We start from the raw sequence: 22373 nt of genomic DNA on the forward strand, positions 1-22373 counted from the left end.
TATGATTATCTTAATACGTCCTGAATATCTTCTAACTTCTTGAACATTGCAGCAGCAAATGGACACAAAGGAGTAATTTTTATATCTTTCTCTCTAGCCATTTCTACAATTTTATAAAGCAATTGCTTACCTATGTTTTTTCCTTTAAACTTTGGATCTACTTCGGTATGGTCGATGATGATGTGATTTTCTCCTGCTACAGAATACGTCATCAACCCAGCTCTTTCATTGCCTTCTCGGGCCATAGCATAACCCTTATTGTCTAATTCTTTAATTGTAATTTCCATGTTTTTAATATCTAGAAAGTTAGTTATTACATTGTCATTGGTACGTCCATAAGCAATACACGAGCGTCATCTGTTGCTTTTACATTAATGCTGTCTGTATCCCAAATTCCCATACCATCTCTTTTAGAAAGTTTTTCACCATTAATTTCTACTTCACCTTCTAAAATGAATGCATAAACACCATTTCCTTCTCTTTTAATCTTGTACTCGTCAGATTTTCCTTTTTCAAACTTTCCAATATGGAACCAAGCATCTTGATTGATCCAAACTCCTTGATCGTCTTTATTAGGTGAAAGCACTTGATAAAATTCATTCTCCTTTGCAATATCTCTAATTGAGATTTGATCATATCTAGGTTTTACTTCTCTTTCTTTTGGGAAAACCCATATCTGAAGAAACTTTACCTCCTTATCTTTATTCTTATTGTATTCAGAGTGTGTGATTCCAGTTCCAGCACTTAAAACTTGAACATCTCCTTCTTTAATTACTGCCACGTTACCCATACTGTCTTTATGCTCTAAATCACCTTCTAGTGGTATAGATATAATTTCCATATTGTCGTGTGGGTGAGTTCCAAATCCCATTCCAGCTGCTACGGTATCATCGTTTAGTACGCGTAACACACCAAAGTGCATTCTTTCTGGATTGTGATAGTTTGCGAAGCTAAATGTATGGTGTGAGTTTAACCAACCGTGATTAGCGTGTCCTCTTGTTTCTGCTTTGTGAATTACTGTATTCATAGTATATATATTTTTATTTGGTAAATGATTAAATCCTACTTGTTGCATCAATTTATCGTAAGTCGATTTTATATTTTTGCTTTTATCTGCTTTAAGTGCTTGAGGAGCAATCGCGCCAACAACACCAGTTAACAAAACATTTTTTATAAACTTTTTACGATTCATAGTATTTGCTTTAAGTATGGTACAAAGATATAACCCTTTCTGAGTGTGGGGAATATGAAAAAAAGGGATAGACTTATGAAAATCCGATGTTTACCTTAAAAAGACAAAAACAATGTAGTGATTACACTATTTGACATAAAAATACTATGTGTTATCTGCTACAAATTACAACTTTCAGTTAGGATAGGAAAGTGCTATAAGAATCTCTTAACAAACTAATATTTAATTCTGATTAACCTTGAAGTCTGAAGGAGATACTTTGGTGTTCTTTTTAAAGAAGGCACTGAAGTTTGCGGGAGCATTAAACCCTAAGTCGTATGCAATTTCCTTAGTTGTTAAATCGGTAAAACAAAGTAATCTCTTTGCTTCTGTAATTATTCTAGCTTGAATATATTCTTTAGCTGTTTTGCCGATTCTAGATTTTACGGTACGATTTAAATGATCTGGAGTGATATGTAGTTCATTAGCATAAAATGTAGTAGAGTGTTCTTTTTTATAACTTTTCTCCACCCCTTTTTTAAATGCTCTTATCAAATTATCTCCTGTGCTATCAACATCAGATTCTATTGGATTAATAGAACATATATTATTACACTCTATAAGTAACAACTTCAAAAATGCACCAATAGACAATAATTTCATGTTTTTCTCACTGTTGAATAATTTGAAAATTTGATTGGTATAGTTCGTTATTGTTTCAAATTGTTCTTCAGTTGGAATTAATGGTGGACTTTGACCGTAATTATTAAAGAGATTTAAACTATCAATAAAAGATAGTCGAATTAAGTTTTCAACTAAAAATTGATTCGAAAACGTCATCGCATAACCATACGATTTTTCAGTTTCAACAACTTGATGTACTTGCCCTGGAGCAACAAAGAATATTTGTTTATCGCCTAAGTCGTAAGTATTAAAATCGATTATATGTTTTCCTCTAGCTTTCTTAACAATTAATACAGTATAGTACTCATGTCTATGAGGCACGTCCACTTCTCCATTTCTTCTTGTGTAAATATCTTCCATTCTTGATATACCAAAACTCACACTGTGCTGATTGATATTTACATTCTGATATGTTTTTACGCTATCCATTGGAGTATTTTCTACACAAGTTAAATATTAAGAGACTTCTTCAAAAGTACAATTTTGTATTAAGTCTGTAATATTAATTATGTTTTTGGAGATTTTTTTATGCTTCTTTTTACTAACAAGATTCCCCAAGTAGTTAAAACAAATGGTGCGGTAAGAGTTATTATTCCTGTTGCTCCTAAACCAATATTCACTAATGAAGAGAGAATAATAGCTATTGAAATCCAAATAAAATCACTCCATTTTTTACCAAAAAGCGCAATTGCACAAAGTATGGCGTTATATCCCATAAGTCCGGCGTTAATGCTGGTTGCAGGTTCTGATAATATCAATGCTGTTAAGGAACCTAAAACAGCGGCAAACACTGCATAAGCAGCCATCAATTTATTGTTTACCAAAATTGCTAGTAGAAAAAACAGTCCTGTTATTGTGTTTTCTTGAAACATCACTTGCCCAAAACTATTACTTACTGCCGTAACAAAGTTAAATGTGGTTTCACTTACTGCAGAAGATGAAATCAACGGATATTGAAAAACTAATATCAGAAAATAAATAAGAAACCAAGTTACAATTACAAAGGGTGATGTAAATGGAGGAATGTGCTTTTTTAAGAAGTTCATAAATAAAGTTGACAAAACTGAACCCAACACAAGTGCAATAGCAGTAATTAAATTAAGCTCAAAAAAGCATAGTACTGCAATTCCAGTAAGCGTTCCATTAAATCCGTAAAGTCCATTTTTAATATCATCTTCGGAGTATTTTAAAGATTGCGCTGTAATAGTACTGATAATAGTTCCGATAAGGGCGGCTAATCCCATTATCCAGGAATTGTAAAAGATTCCAATAATAAATAAGATTCCAGAGTAAATATTATTTTGAAATATTACCTGACCTATACCCCGTAGAATTGAATCTATAAACTTCATTTACAATTGCCGTATTTACTTTTATGGACGAATATAGCTTTATAACTAAAATCCTGATTGTTTTTTTTAAGAATACTAATGTAAGTTTAATGAACTCAATTTTAAAAAAAATAAATATCAATACATTATATAAAAAAGAAAAACACCTAAAACAATTTGGATCCCCCCATTCCAAACCATTCTAAGTGTTTAAAATAAATACTAAATTTAGTATTACAATTTACGCTTATAGCGCATTATCAATTTCATTTTGAATTTGTCTCCAATCGTAAAAATGAAAAGATTTTCCGTTTGTCATCGCTACGAGCATGCCATTAGGAAAGTCTTCTCCTAAATTTACATTAGTTGCCTCTGCCCCATCACATTCATCTGTAGAAACAGAAACGGAAGTAATAAGGTTATGAGTGTGGTTATCATATGAAGCACCTTCACGTGGATATACTAAAAACTTGTTTGCTTGCTGATCTGAAACTAAAATATATCCTGTTCCTTTTCCGGTAGTGTAAATTGCAATTCCCTCGTGATCTCGTTTTGCATCTTCTTGACCAAAAAATGACAATTGATTATTATCATTTAATTCTGGATCGGCGTAATATTTACGAATTCCCGCGGTTTCATCAGAATAATACACAAATCCCAATGCATTATCTACGGCTATAGCTTCAATTTCTTTCCTTCCGCTATATTCTCCAAATTCTCTTACTTTCATACCTTTTACCACCTTATTTTCATCGGTAGAAAGTTCGTACTGCCATAGGTAACTCCCTGATGGTCCAGACTTTCTTCCTACTATGGCATACACTTGAGAGGTAGAATCGGTAGTCTTTGTGTATAGTGAAATTCCCATAGGCTCATTGTGTCCTTTACCTTTTTCATTTTCAAAAACTTTAATCCCTCCATCATCAATCGGCGTTAGATTAGGTAATCGAAAAACTCGAATACTATTTGCCTTACGTTCGGTAAGTACAGCAATATCAATTTTTTCTCCTCCCCAATTGTAACCATAAGCGATATCAACGTTGTTCGGACGTTTTAAATTAAGAACCTTATTGATGATTTTTCCATTTAAATCATAAGCATACAACCCTCCATTCATATCCTTATCGGTTCCTAAAACAATACTTTGCTTAGGATCTGTAGGATGAATCCAAATAGCAGGGTCATCCGTATCATTTGGTGTTTGCTCGGTTATAACAATAGGTTTTAATGAATTTAATTCTATTGTATTCTTACAAGAAACTAAACAGGAAAATCCAAAACCTAATAGTATACATCTATAGACTGTTTTAATCATCTTACTTCTTTTTTAATTCCATTTTGTGTAATATTTCCGCACTGTTTTTATGTGCTTTTATGGTCTGAATTTCCATAAAATCTCCATTAACTGTAAAGCTCATAAAACCTGGTTCTGCTTTTGAAAAGATAGTGCCTTCCCGATTTCCTGCGGGGCGCGTTTCACTTCCTCCACCAGACAAAAACTGTGTCGTAAACCTACCCTTTGGTTTTATAATTTGTAAGTCGTGCTCATGACCACAGATATAAGCATCTACTTTTAAAGTATCGAATAAATCTGCAAACTGACTTTCAAAATCTTTAGTATCCTTAGCCTCTTTACGCTTTCCACCACTATACAACGGATGATGACCTACAACTACCTTCCAAGCAATGCTTTCATCTTTTGTACTCAACGTTTCAATAAGCCATTTTTTTTGCTTTTCAGCGTTTTGTGATTCCAGATGTGGATATTTCTCGTCTTTACCTTGATAGCTTTGAATAAACGGGCTCGTATCTATAACCACTAAAAGTAGCTTTTTTCCGTCGTTTAATTCAAAAGTTTTACTGTAATAAGGAGCCGGCATATTCCAACGACGGCTTATATCTGAATACGCAATTTGCGCATCAATATTTCCTCTATGATCGTGGTTTCCTAAAGCAGCATACCAATCAATATAAAGTGATGGATGTGTATAAATATTATTAAATGAAGCATGCCAATGTTCGTCATAAATACTTGATACACCATTTGGATAAAAATTATCTCCAACCGTAACAATAAACTCTGAATCTAACATTAAAGCGGCGTTTCCCAATTGTTTAGCAACTTCTTTTTGATAGTATTCGCCTACGCGACCAAAATCGCCAAGAACTAAAAAGTTTAAATCTTCATTTTCATTTTCATTTTTAAGCTCCGGAATAAAGTCGCCTTTATATCCAGCCGTTAGTTTTGATTCTATAAATGACTCTTGCCCAAACAAGGTTTGCAGCAAAAGAAAGAAAATAATAAAGTGTAATTTTTTCATGATAATTTTAATAATAAAATGATTTTACAAATCGAATTTTAACCCTAAATTAAATTTAGGAAGGTAGTATTCCGCTTGCATGGTACGCTCTGAAACTCCTTGGTAATAGCGTAGTGGTTGATTTGTTAAGTTATTTGCTTCAGCAAAAACACGTAGGTTTTCTGATATTTTGTACGAAGCATTGGCATCTAAGAAAAACTGTTTGTCGTAGTATCTGTCTTCAAATTCATTTCCTCCTAATTCATCTATATAATCAGAGCTGTAGTTTGACGAAACGCGAATTGAAAACTTATCGTTATCCCACGAAAGTGAAGCATTAAGCATATGAGGAGCAGTACCAGGTAAATCAATTCCTTCTCTTTCTTCACCATCTTCGTTTGTAATTCCTTTGGTTTTAGACTTCGTAAATGTATAGTTTACATAAACCCCTAAAGATTTAAAGAAGTCCACTGGTATGAAATCTAATTGTCTTTGAAGTGCCACTTCAAACCCATATACATCTACATTATCACCATTTCTTGACTGAACAAAGTCCCAAGTTTCACCATTTGAGATAGGATTTGATTGGTTTGGAAAATCTGATGCAAATTTTTCTTGGGTGTATTGTGAATCACTTGCAGTATAAATGAAGTTTTTCATATTCTTATAAAATACCCCTCCAGATAAAATTCCTACAGACTTGAAGTATTTATCCACCATTAAATCAAAATTAATAGCATTTGTAGCATCTAGTTCTGGATTTCCTGCTGAAATTTCATTGTCTTCAGTATTTACATTAACATAAGGTGCCAATGAATAGTAGTTAGGACGAGCCAATGCTGTTGAAACGGCTGCTCTTAAAATTAAATCATTTTGGATGTCATATTTAATAGCTAAACTTGGCAAGATATCTGTGTAGGAGTTTGTATTAGAAATTTGTCCTACCAGCTCCTCTTCTTCCTTAACATAGTTCCCCGTATAGTCAATATTAGTATGTTCAACTCTTACACCAGTAATAATCGAAAACTTATCAGATAAATCTTGATCCCAACGAAAGTAAGCTGCTGAAATACGTTCTTTAGCTTTATAGTTTTCAGACAAATATTCTGAAGGATCTAATTCGCCTTCAAATAAACTAGTATTGGTTAGATTTAAATTTCCTAGAAAAGATTTATCTACAAAAAATCCAGGAAAATCGTTCGGTCCTGCTTCCCAATTACCACCTCCGTAGTAACTAAGTGGAAGATCTGCTAATGTGCCGAAAGATGTTATTGGTTCGTACTCGTAAAAAATATTATCTCTTTTCTTCTCTTTGATTCGCAAACGAAGTCCTGTTCTTAAACGTCCTTTTTGTCCATCAATTACAGAAAATGGAATACGAATGTTCACCTTAGCACCAATTTCTTTTTCTTTAGTAAAATTGTGATTTTCTGATAATTGATTCATCTTGAAAGTATCAAGACCATCACCCGAAGCATTTACTAACGGAAAGTTTAAATCACTTAAATCTTGACTTAAGTCCAAACCTTTCGACTGAAAACTTAAATAACGCTCATTAGGTCTATCCTCACTAGCTGTCGCATAATTTACTTGCCAGTCTAAATCTAACTTAGAGTTAATTAAGTGTTGCCCACCAATCGAATAATTTTGAACACGTTGATCTTCTAAACGCGTGTTTTTATTACGATTATTATCAATTCCTCCCTTTGTCTCTCTTCGAATATCTCCTGTAAATCCAGTTATATTATCTTGGTCGTCATATAGAGGTTTAATTTTTCTGTAACGAACTCTATATCTATTTTCTCTATCATCTCTCCAATTGTACATGGAATTAAGAAAAAGGGTATTATTTGAATCTAGATTATAATCTAGTGCTAAAGCAAAACTTCTTCTTACACGTTGCACATCGTACTTTCGGATATCCTTTTCACCTATATATACCTGTCCTTTCTCTCCTTCTTTCCATTCAGCTTCAATATTATCAGAACCGAAATTGTTGTTATTATAGGAAGCACTAAAAACTGCTCCTAATTTATTGTCGAAAAAACGATTCCCATAAACCAATCCTGCGGTGTAATTTCCTTTTTCACGAATTGGAGCATAGCCACCTGCTAATGTTGCTGAAATTCTTTGCCCATTTGGAGAAGCTCGAGTAATTAAGTTTACCGAACCTCCAATAGCATCGGCATCCATATCTGGTGTAAGTGTTTTGTTTACTTCAATAGTAGAAATCATATCGGAAGGAATTAAATCCATCTGAACGTTTCTATTATCGCCTTCAGCAGAAGGAATTCTATCGCCGTTTAATGTCACCGAATTCAACTCTGGCGCTAATCCTCTAATAATTAAATTTCTTGCTTCCCCTTGATCGTTTTGAACGGTGATACCAGGCACACGCTTTAAAGCATCCCCAACATTTGCATCTGCAAACCTCCCTACTTGGTCTGAAGATATGACATTAGTAATATTTTGATTATTTTTTTGTTGGCTTAACGCTTTCGCTTGACCTTTAAGTCGTTCTCCAGTAATTATAACTTCATCCAAACTTTCTAAATCGGAAGACATTATAAAGTCTAACCTTGAGTTTTTCCCTATTTCAACTTTAGCTTCCAAAGTATGAGGTAAAAAACCTAAATATTGAACCGTAACTTGGTAAGTTCCTTCAGGAACATTTAAAAACTCATAATACCCTATTTGGTTTGAAATAGTATATCGTTGTCCACTATCTAGAGTTACAGTAGCTCCTGGTAGTGATAAATTTCCTTGTTTATCAATAATTTTACCTGAAATAACTCCACTGCTTTTTTGTGAAAATGCACTAAATGCAATAAAGAGTGAAAAGAATAAAATTGTAATTTTTTTGGTCATTTGATTTATTGTTTTATTTATTATTGCCGCCAAAACTACCTATCAAATGTTACCTCTATGTTATACAATTGTTTCCATATTAAGAACATAATTTGTTATTGAAAGCAGCTGTATAATTAGCAGAAAAGGGTACCGTATTCATTTTACAATTATATCTTTAGGCCTTTAAAAAAACCGATTTATTTCAACAAAAACTCCAATGAATAAAGCTGAACGAATTAAAAACTCAACAACTACAATCTTTAAAGCTGTATTTCCTAATACTACAAATCATTACGACACGCTTTTTGGTGGAACGGCAATGCAAATGATGGATGAAACTGCATTTATTGCCGCTACTAGATTTAGCAGACAACAGATGGTAACGGTAAGCAGTGATAAAATAGATTTTAAAAAAGCAATTCCCGCAGGAACTATTGTTGAATTAGTTGGATATATTACCCATGTAGGAAACACTAGCTTAAAAGTTAGAGTAGATATTTATGTTGAAGAAATGTATTCAGATTATAGAGAAAAAGCGGTCTCTGGAGAATTTACCTTCGTGGCAATAGATGAGAACAAAAAACCAGTAAAAGTTATTTAAGAATTGCTACACAGAGAGTGAGTGTTACAAAATTCTTTTACTCTTTTGCAATCTTCATTTCGTTATTGATTATTTGAGCGACTGCTTGTCTGTATTTTACAGGGTTTGAAGCCTTCTTAATGGCTTTATACGTTTTCTGTGGATTGGAAGTAGATTGTGAAAAGTATTCCCAAAAGCCCAACATTTTCATTTTAATTGGGGTTGGTCCAGATAAATATTCGTCGTACTGCTTATATATTGTATCGTGAAACTCAGAAAAAATGGCCCATCTGTTTTCGGGATATTCGGTAGTATTGTTTTTAATCATACTTGGTAAAAAAGGATCGGCTATTAAGCCACGACCAATCATGAAATGGTCAAGTGTTGGGAAGCGTTCTTTAATAGCTTTATAAGCTGCAACACTAGTAATATCTCCATTGTAGTACAACTTATGCTTAGTGCCAGTTAAACATCTTTCAAAAGCATCTAAATCTACAGGACCTTTGTAAAGTTGTTTTCCAATTCTAGCGTGAATTGCAATATTTTTAAGCGGATATTTATCTAAAATTGGAAAAGCATCAAGTATTTCTTCTGCATGTTCATATCCCATTCGCATTTTCATTGAAACTACAATATCAGTTTCATTATGTGCTCGGTGTAAAATTTCATCAATTTTTGAAGGATTACATATTAAGCCCGAACCCATTCCAGATTTTGTAACCATAGGATAAGGACAGCCTAAATTCCAATTCAATTCTTTATAACCCAAACTTTGCACATACTTCACAACAAAAATAAATTCGTCTGCATCATTGGTCATCACTTGAGGAATAACCGTTACAGTTTTGTTGTTTTCAGGTTCTAAATCGTTTTGATAAGATTGTTTGATTTTTAGCTTTCCATTCAACCTTATATAAGGTGCGTAAAATGTGTCAATACCTCCAAAATAATGATTGAAAGCATTGCGAAACCTGAAACTTGTAAATCCTTGTAAAGGGGAAGAAAGTAATGTAGATGTCATCTTATTTTTTAGTGGAGTAAAGATATAACAATTGATGTGTGGTTTTTGCCATCCGTTTTCAAAAATTTTCTAATAAAAAACACGGGCAGAATACCCGTGTTTTTAGTTGAAAAGCTTTTAATTGAAGCTTAAATCGCAATGTAAATTTTAAATCTATTTCACGATTTTAAAAGAATGCCACTGATTATTCATTTTTAAACGCACTATGTACATTCCAGAATTTAATGCTGATATGCTTATAGACTCTTTATTGTTGTTTAAGTTTTCAGTTAGTACTAAACTTCCTAAAGCATTATAGATTTCAACCTGCTCCATAGTAGCCGAACTTTGTAAATTCAAAGTATTGCTCTGAATAAAGTGTGTAAATGGAGTTTCTTTAAACTTTCCTGTACTCAATACATTATTAGTTTTAAGATTATCTATAAACATATCTTCAAATAGGAAAGCTTCTAAAGCATACTCATCAATTGCTTCCTGTGAACCCCAAAGCGTATCTTGATGGATTTCTATTCCATTTGCATAATATGTAATTGTTTGATTTGTGTAATTGAATTTCAGTTTTATCTCGTTAAACTGTCCTACATTTATTGGAGCCATTGCAATTGGCACTGGGTTAACCACATTAACTTGCGCTGGAAAAACATATTCTTCTTGAATAATGATAAAGGCAGCATATTCATCATTAGACTTAATTTTCCAATAAAATGTTGTATTCCCTCCTGGCGCATATATGTCCATAGAAATTTCTAAATCATCTTGTACAGGAAGTGCTTCTGTGAAATTCCAATCTGCAAAAATTAAAGGCTGATTAGAGTCGTAAGTCATTTTTAAAGAATTTTCACCTTCAGAAGCATTTTCACTTGAAACAAAGAAATAATTTGAGGTATCTGAAGTTTCTTGCCATCCATTAATTCCGTCCACTAATTCTCCGGGAGTATAGCCTTCAGATGTTTCAAATGATGTTTGTTGGGAGTGAGCCGAAATTGCTGCCATTACTAAAGCAGCAACTAATGTAATTTTTTTCATAAATTTTCAATAAGTTAGATTTTAAAATGCAAGTATAATCTTATTTCAAATTAATTGCACACCCCACGCTCAAGTTTTTGGAATAAGCCGAATTTTCTATAACATACATGATAAGTGAAGTAAAAAATTCTTTTAGCGAAGTGAATTCCCTTAACGCTTCTTTAATGAGTATTTTTGTCTACTCTACTATTTATCAAAAAATATGCAGCATTATAAAGAAACAACCAAAAAGAATGAAAAATCACAGCCAAAAGTTACAATGCTGCAAGCATTCAAGACCATAATTTGGCCAAGACGAAACTTAGTTTTTATAGGTTTAATTTTAATCGTTCTAAGAAGTTTGTCAGGATTAGTCTTACCCTGGCAAAGTAAAGTGTTACTAGATGAGGTTGTACCCAATAAAGATTTATCTCAACTCTATACCCTAATTGCCATAGTAATTACCGCAATAACCGTTCAGGCATTAACCTCGTTTTTACTTACTAGAATACTAAGCGTTCAAGCCCAATATTTAATTAGTGAATTGAGATCGCAAGTTCAAAAGAAAGTGCTTTCCTTACCAATTAGTTTTTTCGACAACACCAAATCTGGAGCCTTAGTATCTAGAATTATGACCGATGTTGAAGGAGTAAGAAACCTCATAGGAACAGGTCTAGTACAGTTAGTTGGGGGTTCGTTTACAGCCATAGTCTCCTTGATTATTCTAATAAAATTAAATGCCTGGATGACACTATTTGTGTTTGTCCCTTTATCTATATTCGGTTTTATTGCTTTAAAAGCCTTTAAATTTATCCGACCAATTTTTAGAGCACGAGGCAAAATTAACGCCGAAGTTACTGGTAGATTGACTGAAACACTTGCAGGAGTTCGCGTTATAAAAGCATTTAATGCAGAGGAACAAGAGAATATTGTTTTTGAAAGAGGCGTTGAAAAACTGTATCAGAATGTAAAAAAGAGTTTAACAGCCACTGCCCTTATGACAAGTTCTTCTACCTTCTTAATTGGAGTAGCCACAACAGGAATAATGGGAATTGGAGGTTATTATATGATGATTGGCGAAATGACCACTGGAGATTTCCTATTCTTCACATTAATTCTTGGGTTTATGATTGCGCCAATTATCCAAATGAGCAATATTGGAAGTCAGCTAACCGAAGCTTTAGCCGGGTTAGATCGAACGGAAGAGCTAATGAATAAGATGGCAGAAGAAGACAATCCTGAAAGAAACATTCAGTTAGAGACTTTTAAAGGTGATATAGAATTTACCGATGTTTCATTTTCATATGAAGAAGGAAAACAAATATTGCACAACATTAATTTTAAAGCACCAGCAGGTTCTGTTACAGCTTTAGTGGGAAGTTCAGGCTCTGGAAAATCAACAATAGCAGGGCTTTCAGCTACTTTCTTAACGCCACAATCTGGAAAAGTCACTATCGATAATCAAGATTTATCACAAGTTAAATTAAGTAGTTACCGTCAGTATTTAGGTGTTGTTTTACAAGATGAATTTTTGTTTGAAGGCTCTATTCGTGATAATATAATGTTCCCAAGACCCAACGCAACAGAAGCTGAATTGCAAAATGCGGTAAAAGCAGCCTATGTAAATGAATTTACCGATAGATTTGAAGATGGCTTAGAAACTTTAATTGGAGAAAGAGGTGTAAAACTTTCTGGAGGACAAAGACAGCGTTTAGCCATTGCTCGAGCTATATTGGCAAATCCAAAAATCATCATTTTGGATGAAGCAACATCTAGTTTAGATACTCAAAGTGAAGCATTAATCCAAAAGAGTTTAGCCGAATTAATTAAAGATAGAACTACTATTGTTATTGCTCACCGCTTGAGTACGATAAGAAAAGCAGATCAAATTTTGGTAATTGAAGCAGGACATATTGTTGAACGCGGTACTCACGAACAATTAATAGCCAAAGAAGGTAGATATTATGAATTATATACCTATCAAGCGAAAATTTAAAAGTATTAATTTAAGAGTTTCGGCAAGAAGATAATTGCATGAACTATAGCGATATACTGAGAGAAATAATCTAATTAAACCCCAAATAGTCAAATTGCCAATGGGGTTTAATTAATTGAGGAGATAAAAGCCTAAGCTTAGCGCCAAATATAATAATTAATTTCAATTATCCTAAAAAAAATCTCCCCCTATATTATCAAATTATTTATACCACATTCTAACCTCTTCTTGAGCTAATAAATCTTTATAAAAATTAGGAGTTTTATAAAGATTATTTCGCTTCCTAAAAATTTCGCTTTCCTATTTTAAGCTTTTAATTTATTCTACTTCCTCGTCGTCAGTTTCGGTATATTTAGCTAAAAGTTTGTTGGAAACTTTATATGTTGCGGCATAGGTAAGCCCTGCTTGACGGGATTTAAAAGTTAAAAATGCTTTTTTATACCATTTTGGATCAGTAGCTTTCTTTTTAAAATCGTCATGTGCTACATTCTCAAATTCTTCGTTATTTAGCCAAGTATGTATGCTATAAACTCCAATTCCAAAATGTTCTAGACGCTGAAGAATAACTTCGAAATCTGATTCAGAAAAACGATGAATAGTTTCTTTATCATCTCCTTCATTCATATTTTTGAAATCTGTAAATATATTTTTTTCTAAAAATTCGGTTTGTTCCATTGATAGTTATGTATATGAATTGTTGTGATTATTTATTGTATAAAGATAAGCTTATTAGAATTTAAGATTTGGAATTATAATTGTGTTTTTCGCTTCTACTTACTCACTCTATTTCAATTCGTAAAAATTTCGCTTTCCCATTTTAATTTTGGTTTCACTTTTTAAGTCAACACTCATAAAAGGATCAGTCATTTTTTGTTCATTAATTTGAACAGCTCCGCTATTAATAAGTCTTCTAATATTCGATTTACTCAACTCCCTATTTAACTCAGAACATAAACCAAGTAAACTAATCGTGCCATTTTCAGTTTGAAATTTATTTAAGTCAACAGGTTCGAATACCTTTTCTTGAAAATTTTTATTCTGAAATTGATTACAAAAAAAAGCTTCTGCCTCTTCTGCTGCAACTTCATTGTGGTATTGTGTTATAATGTTTTTGGCAATCAACTTTTTAATATTCATCGGATTCTCCCCTTCCTCCATGCTTTTCAAAATAAATTCTATCTCTTCTACAGAAAAGTCTGTGGCTAATTCTAAAAACTCATTAATCAAATCGTCTGAAATTGACATAGTTTTTCCAAACATATCGTTGGGAGAATCAGTGAGCCCAATGATATTATTTAGAGACTTACTCATCTTCTCATTTCCGTCTAGTCCTTTTAACAAAGGCATACACATTACAGTTTGAGGACTCATACCGAATGTTTCCTGCAATTGCCTTCCCATAGTACAATTAAAAAGCTGGTCTGTACCCCCCATTTCGATATCTGCTTTAATTTTCACAGAATCGAAACCTTGTAGAATTGGGTAAACAAGTTCGTTCATTGCAATAGGAGTATTTTCAGAAAAACGCTTATTGAAATCGTTTCTGTGCATTAATTGAGCAACAGTAACCTTAGATAATATCTGTATTACTTCTGTAAACTCAAGCTTATCTAACCACTCTGAATTAAAAACTATTTTAGTTTTTTCAATATCCATAACTTTGGATAACTGATTGAGGTAAGTTTTAGCATTGTGTTGCACCTCATCAATGCTCAGTGGCACTCTACTTTTATTTTTCCCCGTTGGATCTCCAATACGGGCAGTAAAACTTCCTACCAAAATCACGATTTGGTGTCCTAAATCTTGAAATTCTCTTAGTTTTTTTAACACCACGGCGTGTCCCAAATGCAAATCTGGAGCAGTGGGGTCGAAACCAAGCTTAATTATTAATTTGCGATTTTCCTTTTCAGCTTGTTTCAATTTTTCCTCCAATCCATTTTCTGGAAGAATAATTTCAACGTTTTGTTTTAGTCTTTCAATAGTTTCCATTTTTTCTTAAATAAAAAAGCCCGAGCAAATGCTCGGGCTTTAGATTATAATATAGTGTTTTTAACTTCTTAAATTTTATTTGAAACATATATATAGCCATTCCGAGCAGATATTATTTGGTAATAATAAGTGCTGAAATAAGGCAGACGTAATATGTTATTTAATGTTTTCATTTTCGACTACAAAATTAAGTCTTAATATTATGATGAACAAATAAATTTAGCTAGACCAATAATTATGTGCTACTTACATTATTAGTAATCACTTTTAATTATTTCATCCATACAGTATTCTGCAACTGCAGTAATAGTTAGAAAAGGATTTACTCCAATGCTTGCAGGGACTAGGGCGCCATCGGTTATATACAAGTTTTCATACCCTTTAACTCGACCATATAGATCGGTTGTTTTACCTAATACTGCACCACCTAGTGGATGATAACAAATATCTGGTCCATAACCACCTTTCCATAACAACCCAGAAGGAGTTCCACCGTTTGCTTTATTCATCTTCTTTATAAAATACTTGGCGTTTTTTACAGTATGCTTATAGTTCTTCTTTTCCCAATTAATTATTATATCATTAATCTCTGGATTATATGAAATACTTCCTGGTGTTGGCACTTTGTTAATTATTAAATACAGAGCCGTATATACCTCCATTCCCATTGGTAAAGGAGAAATTTCAGCAAAAAATGAATGTTTTTCATCTTCCCAATTGTCAATACCCGAAACTGGAATTGTAGATTGTTTAACCCCCGTTCCTGGTCGGAAATTACTATCTGTAGCCTCATTTTCTACTCTATTAAAGAGCGTATTTACCATATTTCTTCCAGTCATCACATTTCCATTATTCCCCCAATATTCTCCTAAACTAGAGTCAAAATTGTTCATTTTGCCTTTGTATTTTGAAGCTAATAATAGTTTTGTAGTGCCAAGACTTCCTGCGTTTAGGAATAGTTTTTTACAGTTTATAGTTTTCTTTTCAACTACTTCGCCTTCGGTATTAAGAACATTTACATATACAACATATCCTTTCTCCGTTTGCTGAAAGTAATCAACCTGATGAAGATCATGGATGCTCAGCAATCCAGTATTTAGTGCTTTCTTTAAATACGTTTTTTCAAGGCTTTGTTTCCCATGGTTATTTCCGTAAATCACTTCTTTTGCAAGTGCAGACTTTGGTACTTCTCCTGCTTCTTCCTTCTTCATATAATCGAAAGAGTAAACGTTAGGAACTCGTATAGTCTTAAATCCAGCTTTCCTTGCTTCACTTTCACCTACTCTCGCAAATTTATAATAGGGAGTTTCATTGTAATATTCATCCGAAATCTGATTTACATCTAATTCTTTTTGTGCTAATGGGAAATAAGTATTCCAAAATTCTTCGACATCTAAATCTGGAAATATTTCTTTAAAATATTCTTTTTTAGGCTGTACAGCCATTCCTCCATTTACCAATGAGCCTCCTCCTACTCCTCGACCAGCATAAACCTTAACATTTTCAAAATCCATACGATCGAGAACACCAGTAAATTTTTTATTAAATCTAGAAATGTTCATCATTGGAGCTTGAGTGGATTTTCTAAGCCAAGTAGAATTGTTTTTGGGGGTAATTAAATTTGAAAAAGGCTTGTGTTTACCTCCCTCTTTTTCCCAATCTAATCCCATTTCTAACATCACCACCTTTTTCCCTGCTTGGGTAAGACGCAACGCAGCTACTGCTCCTCCATATCCTGAACCAATCACTAGGTTCTCGATATATTCATTTGTATTTGTTGTCATTAATTCACTTGCTAAAACACTAGGAACCATAAGCCCCATACTTAATCCTGAGGTAAGTTTTATAAAATTTCTTCTCTTCATTATAATTCAACCGATTTCTAGTGCTATTTATTTTTATTTTTTCTGAGCGGTTTCCAACTCTTGATATGTGACTAATATACAAATGATAAAAAAGCTAACAGATAAGAAAATTCTGAAAATATTCTTAATTATTTCTTGAGGAATGGAATTATAGATTATCAATTGAGGGAGAAAACGTTTTTGATGATTAAGAAGAATAATAAAAGGTATGTCCCATAATCCACCACTCAACTTCTTTACTAGCTATAAAAAAACCTAACAGATTTTTCACCTTCACTGTTTTGCAATAGTCAAGAAATGAAACCTGTTAGGTTTTAATAATTTTATTGATGGAAAATAAAGTAATTTAGAAGACTATTTTATTTTTAAAATAGACTTAATTTCTAAAACTAAACTTCAATCTATTCACAAGTACCATCTGTGCTACAGCTTTGACCTTGTGTAACTTCTAATTTTGTTTCTGGATTAAGTTTTCTCCATTCGTCAAATGCAACTTCCAGATTTTCTAAGAATGCCTGAGGTGGCTGCGCTCCAGAAACTCCATACTTTCTGTCAAGTACAAAAAACGGAACTCCTTGAACTCCTAGCTGTCTAGCTTCTTGAATATCTTGATTAAATAAAGAAGCATATTTCTCATCGTTTAAAGCTGCTTTTACGTCTGCTTCACCTAGCTCTAATTCCTTTCCTATTTGAACTAAAGTATCAATATCAGCTATATTTTTACCCTCTGTGAAAAATGCAAGAAATAGTTTTTCTTCTGCTTGATCTCCTAAACCTTTGGTTTTGGCAAACTGAATAAACTTATGAGCGTTTAATGAATTCACCATTACTGCTTTATCAAAATTGTATTCTAAGCCAACTTGTTTAGCGGAAAGGGTAACGTTATCTAACATTCCTTTTACTTGCTCTTGACTCATTCCTTTATTTTTAACAAGATAGTCTTGGTAGCTGTCTTTTGGTTCCTCAGGAATTCTAGAGTCTAATTGGTAACTTTTCCAAACTACCTCAAGTTCATTTTTATGTTCGAATTGTTCGAGTGCTGTTTCAAAATTTCTCTTCCCGATATAGCAAAAAGGACACATTACATCACTCCAAATTTCTATTTTCATTTTGTTTTCCATTATTTATTTAAGGTTTTAATTTACATATTTCTTTCCTACTCCTTCGCAATAACTTAGCCTAAAGTTTTCAATAAAGCAATAGATTCTAATAAATGACTTTATGTCGGTTCAACTAATAAATCATTACAAGAAGTATCTGCCAAAAGTATATCCAATTATTAGAAGTGCTTTAATACTTGGGCAGCACCAATACCTGATTCGTGTTTATAACCATTTCGCTTTAAAGCAGTTTCAATAGCGCCTATAGTTGCGAGTAAATCTGCTTTATTTACTGAGCCCATATGGCCAATTCTAAAGTAAGTGTTTTTTAATTCTGGCAATAGACCTCCTGCTAATACTATACCATTATCACCCACTCCTTGTAAAAATGCTTTAGCATCAATTTTCTTTGGATATAATGGAGCTGTTAATGTGTTTGCTGCTGTTTCATCATTTTTAGACAACAAATCCAAACCTAAAGCTTTAATAGCTTCACGCATAGCTTTTCCTGCTCGTTTATGACGATTAAAACGATTTTCTAATCCCTCGTTTAAAATTAACTTTAAACTTTTTTCTAAAGCAATGATAAGGTTTACCGGAGGCGTCCCAAAATATGAGGCCTGCCTGTTTTCGTAAGCTTGCATTATGGGTAACCAGTTTGTCCAATCGGAATAATAGTTTGAAACTAGACTTTTACGATTTTCAAAAGTTTTGATAGCATTTTGAGATGCAACTACTAAGGCAAGTCCAGGAGGAACTCCTACTGCTTTTTGAGATGCGGTTACAACAACATCTATTCCCCATTCTTCTTGCTTAATTTCCTCACCCGCTACCGAGCAAACTCCATCGAGAATTGTCAATACATTGTATTTTTTTCCTAATGCTCCTATGCTTTTAGCATCGTTTAATACCGCAGTGGAAGTATCGACGTGAGTAAATGCCAGAATTTTGTAGTTATTAGATTTTAGTTGCTTCTCAATATCATCTATAGGGACAATTTGGCCCACCTCGGATTCAAGAACATCTACATCGGCTCCGTAGCGTTTTAAAATTTCAGCATATCGAAGTCCAAAGTATCCTGTAGAAACCACTAGCACTTTATCGCCAGCTTCAACTAAATTGGCTGCCGCCATATCCATAGCAAGTGTCCCTGTTCCAGCTACAATAAATCCTTGTCCAGAAGGACACTGACAAACATCTTTTAATAACTTTAAACTGTTTGCAAAAACAGCTATAAAATCAGGATCAATATGACTAAGTGTAGGAATAGCCATAGATTGTAAAACTTCATTTTCAAACTCTATTGGCCCCGGAATCATTAATAACTTCCTTGAATTCATATAATTAATTTAATTTTTTCCTGTAATTAATATAGGATAATTTACAAGATGAGATATACCGTTAAGTAATTATTAACCTTATAAACCCTGAAGGAAATAACATAGAATTTCTTGATTTACGATGTACGATTTTGGATTCAGAATGAAAATCCGAAATAAACCATTAATCACAGCAACTTCAAAAGAAACTCTATTAGATTTCGTTAGTATAAATCAATAGAATGAACATATTCTTTTCCTCTTCAAATAATAATGTAAGCATAGGGTTCTGAAAATCTATTTCAACTCATACCGCAATAATCTCAGGGCATTTAATACAACTACCAAAGTTGATCCTTCGTGGAAGACAACTGCCGGTCCAATGGCTATGGTTCCCATAATTGTTAATGGAACTAATATAACCACCATTCCCAAACTGATTATTAAGTTTTGTTTAATGATGCTTTTTGCTTTTCTACTTAAGCCAATTGCAAAGGGAAGATTATCTAGTTTATCCGCCATTAGTGCTATATCTGCGGTTTCTAAAGCTACATCAGACCCTGCTGCTCCCATGGCAATTCCTACTGTACTTTTTGCCATTGCAGGGGCGTCATTCACACCATCTCCAACCATTGCCACACCTCCACTTTCTTCTTTCTTAAGTTTTTCTATTGCTGTTACTTTATCTTCAGGAAGTAAACTTCCCATCGGATCGGTTATTCCTATAATTTTTGCAACTGCATTAGCTACTTTTTGATTATCGCCCGTAAGCATAACCATTCGCTTAATACCTATTCCTTTTAAAGCTGTTAAGGTTGAAATCGCTTCAGGGCGGGCCACGTCCATGGCCGCAATAACACCTAAGTACTCATTCCCTTGATGAACAATCATTGCTGTATTTCCTTCTAATTCAAGCTCAGCCATTTTTTGGTCTATTTCCTCAGGTACTGCCTTTCCGGTTAATTCTTCAAATAGTCTTCGGTTACCAATATGAACAAGACCACCATTCCAATCGGCTTGAATTCCTCTTGCGGTTAAGGCTTTTAAATTTTCAGCTTTCGGAATATCAATATCTCCTAATTCTTTATTTCCTCCATCAACTATAGCTGCCGCTAATGGATGATCACTAAGTGCTTCTACAGCCACAGAAACTTTTAATAACTGTTCTCTACTTATATTTCCAAAAGGAATAGCGTGTGTTAGTTTAGGCCTACCTTCGGTTAGGGTTCCTGTTTTATCAAATGCAATTGCACTAACTCCACCTAAGTCTTCAAGAGGACGACCACCTTTAATTAATACTCCTTGCCTAGCTGCTCTCGCAATTCCAGCTAATACAGCGCTTGGTGTTGAAATAGCCAAGGCACACGGTGAAGCTGCAATTAAAACTGACATTGCTCTGTAAAAACTCTGCTCGAAAGTTTCGTCTATTACAACAAAAGCAAATAATAAAAGAATAACTAAAATTAATACCGAAGGCACATAGTATTTTTCAAAATTATCTGTGAGATGTTGTGTAGGCGATTTTTGAGTTTCGGCCTCTTTCACCAAATAAATTAATCGCGAAAGTGTACTGTCTTTGGACTCCTTAAGAACTTTAATTTCTAGTGCTCCACTTCCGTTAATTGTACCTGCGAAAACTCGATGTTCAGGCAATAAGTTTTTAATTTCGATGTCATCTTTCCAGCTATCGCTTGGGAGTTTGGTAATTGGCATACTTTCTCCTGTAATTGAAGCCTGATTTACTGCACTGGTTCCTTTTGCTACTACTCCATCAGCTGCGATAGTTGAGTTTGGTTTTACCACAATTATGTCTCCAACCTTAAGCTCTTCAATGTGGACTTCTTTCAGTTCACCATTTTGTTTTACAAGTGCGGTTGGAGGCGCTAAATCTGAAAGAGCAGAAATAGACTTTCGCGCTCTTTTCATGGCGTAATGTTCTAGAGCGTGTCCTAAACTAAACAGGAATAGCAATAAGGCACTCTCGCTCCACTTTCCCAATGCAGCAGCACCAATAGCTGCAAAAAGCATCAAGAAATCAATTTCAAACTTTCCTTTTAAAAGACCACTAATAGCAGAAGAGAAAGTGAAAACTCCACCAAATATAGCTCCGATAATAAAAATCGGAGTTACAATGGATTCAGAAACGCTAGAGATAAATGATAAGATGATCCCTGTAATCCAAAATACTCCACTGATTATTGCGAAATAGAGTTCGGTGTTTTCTCCTAAAAAATTGAGGTTAGAATGAACGTGCTCACTATTTTCCTGATGTGAATCCTTACTGGCATCTTTCATATTATTTTTGATTTCCTCGTTTTTATAAACTTAAATGTACTTTTAAAATTTCCTTAAGCTGTAAAAAAGTATAATGACTATTGATTATACGAATACAAATGATAAAACTTTAGTTTTATCAAGCTATTGCTGTTTCTCTTAAGAAAGAAATTAGTCTTGTGTTTCTGAATTAGTTTTTGAAGTTGTATGTTCCTCGAGATAATAATTATCTTCAGAATTTATTGGTCTAAAATCCTGATTACTGAAAGGAGAAGTTTCAGGAAGTTTCACAACGTTAAATTCAAATCCCACTGCTATATGGCATTTGTTACACGTATTTGTAAGTGAGATAAAATTTCTTTTAAAAGCTTCTGAATCCTTTTCATCAATAGCTTTTTCAATGTTTTCTAAAGGTGCATTTAACATTCCTATCATTTCACTTTCTTTACGACCAGCTTGATATTTTTGAATGTCTTCAATAGCTTCCTCTAATTCGTGAATTTCAAAATCGGCGAGATCCCAGTTTTCATTTTGTCCTGCAAACCACAATTTAGCGTGATGTGTTTGTATAGAACCCATAAAATCTCCAAAACCTGGTTTATAAGCGTCTGCAAGTTTACTTTCTAACTTGTTTATACGCTCTTCCAAATCTTTTGTATTATCTGCTTGCTGATTACATGCTAATAAAGATAAACTCAATCCAATTAAAAGTAAATGTTTCATTTAAAGAAGTTTTATTTATTGTTATCAAAATGATTTTAGTAATCTATTTCACTTAGAAATTACTCTAAGTTCAAATTACATCTTTTTGAAATATAATCAAATTTTAAGCATCTAGAAATCTACTAAATAGATTGATTTTAAATATGAAAGGAATGAGAATAAAAG

General features: G+C 33.4%; 18 protein-coding genes. 2 read left to right on the plus strand and 16 right to left on the minus strand.

Annotated features, from left to right (window positions below):
- Window positions 1-5: 5 nt before the first annotated feature.
- The 7 genes from G3A46_RS06770 to G3A46_RS06800 all read right to left on the minus strand — a co-directional run bounded on the left by G3A46_RS06770 (window position 6) and on the right by G3A46_RS06800 (window position 8354).
- Window positions 6-314 (minus strand): GNAT family N-acetyltransferase, encoded by a 309-nt coding sequence (locus tag G3A46_RS06770; RefSeq protein WP_347237688.1) that lies wholly within the window; start codon window positions 312-314, stop codon window positions 6-8.
- Entirely contained in the window at window positions 314-1027 is a 714-nt protein-coding gene (locus G3A46_RS06775; RefSeq protein WP_165148907.1) for a pirin family protein, read from the minus strand. The genes G3A46_RS06770 and G3A46_RS06775 overlap by 1 nt, the downstream gene beginning before the upstream one ends.
- A 387-nt stretch (window positions 1028-1414) precedes the next feature.
- Complete coding sequence (locus G3A46_RS06780; RefSeq protein ID WP_165147932.1) at window positions 1415-2284, minus strand: helix-turn-helix domain-containing protein; 870 nt, start codon at window positions 2282-2284, stop codon at window positions 1415-1417.
- Between the two features lie 77 nt (window positions 2285-2361).
- On the minus strand, window positions 2362-3207 hold the full coding sequence (locus G3A46_RS06785; protein ID WP_165147935.1) for an urea transporter: 846 nt from the start codon (window positions 3205-3207) through the stop codon (window positions 2362-2364).
- Window positions 3208-3433: 226 nt separating this feature from the next.
- On the minus strand, window positions 3434-4501 hold the full coding sequence (locus G3A46_RS06790) for a phytase (protein ID WP_165147938.1): 1068 nt from the start codon (window positions 4499-4501) through the stop codon (window positions 3434-3436).
- A gap of 1 nt (window position 4502) precedes the next feature.
- Window positions 4503-5507, minus strand: a complete 1005-nt coding sequence (locus G3A46_RS06795) for a metallophosphoesterase (RefSeq protein WP_165147941.1) — start codon at window positions 5505-5507, stop codon at window positions 4503-4505.
- Between the two features lie 24 nt (window positions 5508-5531).
- Window positions 5532-8354 (minus strand): TonB-dependent receptor, encoded by a 2823-nt coding sequence (locus G3A46_RS06800; RefSeq protein ID WP_165147944.1) that lies wholly within the window; start codon window positions 8352-8354, stop codon window positions 5532-5534.
- Window positions 8355-8553: 199 nt separating this feature from the next.
- Between G3A46_RS06800 and G3A46_RS06805 the strand changes: the two genes are divergently transcribed.
- Complete coding sequence (locus tag G3A46_RS06805; protein ID WP_139854731.1) at window positions 8554-8937, plus strand: acyl-CoA thioesterase; 384 nt, start codon at window positions 8554-8556, stop codon at window positions 8935-8937.
- Window positions 8938-8974: 37 nt separating this feature from the next.
- On the opposite strand, the gene G3A46_RS06810 is transcribed toward G3A46_RS06805, so the two are convergent.
- Both G3A46_RS06810 and G3A46_RS06815 read right to left on the minus strand, forming a co-directional pair.
- A complete protein-coding gene (locus G3A46_RS06810; protein ID WP_165147947.1) occupies window positions 8975-9937 on the minus strand; it encodes a tRNA-dihydrouridine synthase family protein in 963 nt (320 codons plus the stop codon).
- 153 nt (window positions 9938-10090) lie between these two features.
- Complete coding sequence (locus G3A46_RS06815) at window positions 10091-10963, minus strand: T9SS type A sorting domain-containing protein (protein ID WP_165147950.1); 873 nt, start codon at window positions 10961-10963, stop codon at window positions 10091-10093.
- Window positions 10964-11165: 202 nt separating this feature from the next.
- Between G3A46_RS06815 and G3A46_RS06820 the strand changes: the two genes are divergently transcribed.
- The gene (locus G3A46_RS06820) at window positions 11166-12938 is read left to right on the plus strand and encodes an ABC transporter ATP-binding protein (RefSeq protein ID WP_165147953.1); all 1773 of its coding nucleotides are present in this window, start codon (window positions 11166-11168) and stop codon (window positions 12936-12938) included.
- 318 nt (window positions 12939-13256) lie between these two features.
- On the opposite strand, the gene G3A46_RS06825 is transcribed toward G3A46_RS06820, so the two are convergent.
- The 7 genes from G3A46_RS06825 to G3A46_RS06855 form a co-directional block, all read right to left on the minus strand.
- The gene (locus G3A46_RS06825) at window positions 13257-13613 is read right to left on the minus strand and encodes a hypothetical protein (RefSeq protein WP_165147956.1); all 357 of its coding nucleotides are present in this window, start codon (window positions 13611-13613) and stop codon (window positions 13257-13259) included.
- Window positions 13614-13721: 108 nt separating this feature from the next.
- Window positions 13722-14927, minus strand: a complete 1206-nt coding sequence (gene tyrS, locus G3A46_RS06830; RefSeq protein WP_165147959.1) for a tyrosine--tRNA ligase — start codon at window positions 14925-14927, stop codon at window positions 13722-13724.
- A 254-nt stretch (window positions 14928-15181) separates the two neighbouring features.
- Window positions 15182-16792, minus strand: a complete 1611-nt coding sequence (locus tag G3A46_RS06835) for a GMC oxidoreductase (protein WP_165147962.1) — start codon at window positions 16790-16792, stop codon at window positions 15182-15184.
- A 401-nt stretch (window positions 16793-17193) separates the two neighbouring features.
- On the minus strand, window positions 17194-17901 hold the full coding sequence (locus G3A46_RS06840) for a DsbA family oxidoreductase (protein WP_165147965.1): 708 nt from the start codon (window positions 17899-17901) through the stop codon (window positions 17194-17196).
- 170 nt (window positions 17902-18071) lie between these two features.
- The gene (locus tag G3A46_RS06845) at window positions 18072-19232 is read right to left on the minus strand and encodes an alanine--glyoxylate aminotransferase family protein (RefSeq protein ID WP_165147968.1); all 1161 of its coding nucleotides are present in this window, start codon (window positions 19230-19232) and stop codon (window positions 18072-18074) included.
- A gap of 276 nt (window positions 19233-19508) precedes the next feature.
- The gene (locus tag G3A46_RS06850; RefSeq protein ID WP_165147971.1) at window positions 19509-21506 is read right to left on the minus strand and encodes a heavy metal translocating P-type ATPase; all 1998 of its coding nucleotides are present in this window, start codon (window positions 21504-21506) and stop codon (window positions 19509-19511) included.
- 150 nt (window positions 21507-21656) lie between these two features.
- The gene (locus G3A46_RS06855; RefSeq protein ID WP_165147974.1) at window positions 21657-22208 is read right to left on the minus strand and encodes a hypothetical protein; all 552 of its coding nucleotides are present in this window, start codon (window positions 22206-22208) and stop codon (window positions 21657-21659) included.
- Between the last annotated feature and the right edge of the window lie 165 nt (window positions 22209-22373).

Origin of the sequence: Aequorivita sp. KMM 9714 (assembly GCF_011065475.1) — a bacterium.
GTDB lineage: Bacteria > Bacteroidota > Bacteroidia > Flavobacteriales > Flavobacteriaceae > Aequorivita > Aequorivita sinensis.